This is a genomic window from Hyella patelloides LEGE 07179 (assembly GCF_900659865.1).
Taxonomy (GTDB): domain Bacteria; phylum Cyanobacteriota; class Cyanobacteriia; order Cyanobacteriales; family Xenococcaceae; genus Hyella; species Hyella patelloides.
The window spans coordinates 1-1,276 of record NZ_LR214320.1; the positions used below are offsets into that span (position 1 = coordinate 1).

Here is a 1,276-nt window from a genome sequence, read left to right on the forward strand (position 1 = left end):
AGAGAGTAGAACAAGTGGCATCATAATCTTCGGCTATTTTCCATTCATGGGCGTTACTCCCAATTGGTACACAACCCGTACTATCTTGTATTACCCATTCATTCACCCATGCTGCTAAGCCATCACTTCGGATCTGAGACTCCCATACTGTTGTAGATAGCTGCTGCTCTTTGCCCACACCTTTCAATACTGCTTCTATTTCTGTCTCTGGAATACTCAACAAATAAGAAGTGAATGCTCCTAATTCCCCCGAAAACTCCTTCATCAAGTCCCGTTTCTTGTGATTGGGACATTGGTAATCAAAGGGAATCATGCTGACTCTACGGGTCAACCAAGAACCTAAATTGGTATGGAAGATGGGGAAGTTAGAGGTTACTACTGTCAGCCCACCAAATACGTACTCAAAGCCATTTTCAAATAGTCTTCTACCAGACAATCTATCCTGACCAGTCAACCGCTTAAAATTGCTCATCTTCTTGGGGGCTTTGTCTTGGTCTGGTAGAACTACTAACCTTTTCCCAAAAATACGGGCTATCTCATGTTTATCTTCTAATTCTGATAAATTCATCGTCGCGGTGTTTGATTCTCCTACTAGAGCCGTTAGCAGAGTGGTAAAAGTAGATTTCCCACTACCACCCCCACCAATTAGATGCAGGAATTTCTGTAAATCATTTCTTCCTCGTAGTACTGCTGCTGCAAAACAAAGTAACAATTCTTTATATTCAGAATTTCCCTTAGTAGCTTCGTCCATCCAAGAGGCGATCGCAGACCAGCCTGATGACTGGGTGACTGGGTGACTGGGCGACTGGGCGACTGGGTGATTTGGTGAAAAATTCCGTATCTCCCCCTCTCCTCGTCTCCTCGTCTCCTTGTCTCCCCGTCTCCCCGTCTCTACCTTTCTCCATCCTGCTTCCACTACTGTATATTCTCGTGGAAGTTGCCAAGTAAATTTGAAGCCAGGATCGTGTTCGTGTAGCTTGTTTGTCGCTAACTCTAGCACTCCATTCCTAAAGGGCAACCAATCAGTAGAGGATTTTTCGTCCCATTTCCTGATGAATAGTTTTCGTCTTAAAGCTCCAATGATATTTTGCACATAAGAATTAGTGCCGTATCCCTTAATATTCCTGGCTGAGAGTATCGCATCGATTTCGGCTGCTAGATATTGTTCGCTGACTATTGTCCAAATTCCTTCGGTTTCTAAACTGTAAGTCAGCCAGGTTTTTAATTCATCACAATACACCCAGCGATCGCTATACTGCTCCGCTATCTCTGCTCC

General features: G+C 44.0%; 1 protein-coding gene. It reads right to left on the reverse strand.

Annotated features, from left to right (window positions below):
* Nucleotides 1-1,276: DNA primase family protein (locus H1P_RS33465; RefSeq protein WP_222427377.1), on the reverse strand; the 1,276-nt coding region annotated here is incomplete at both ends.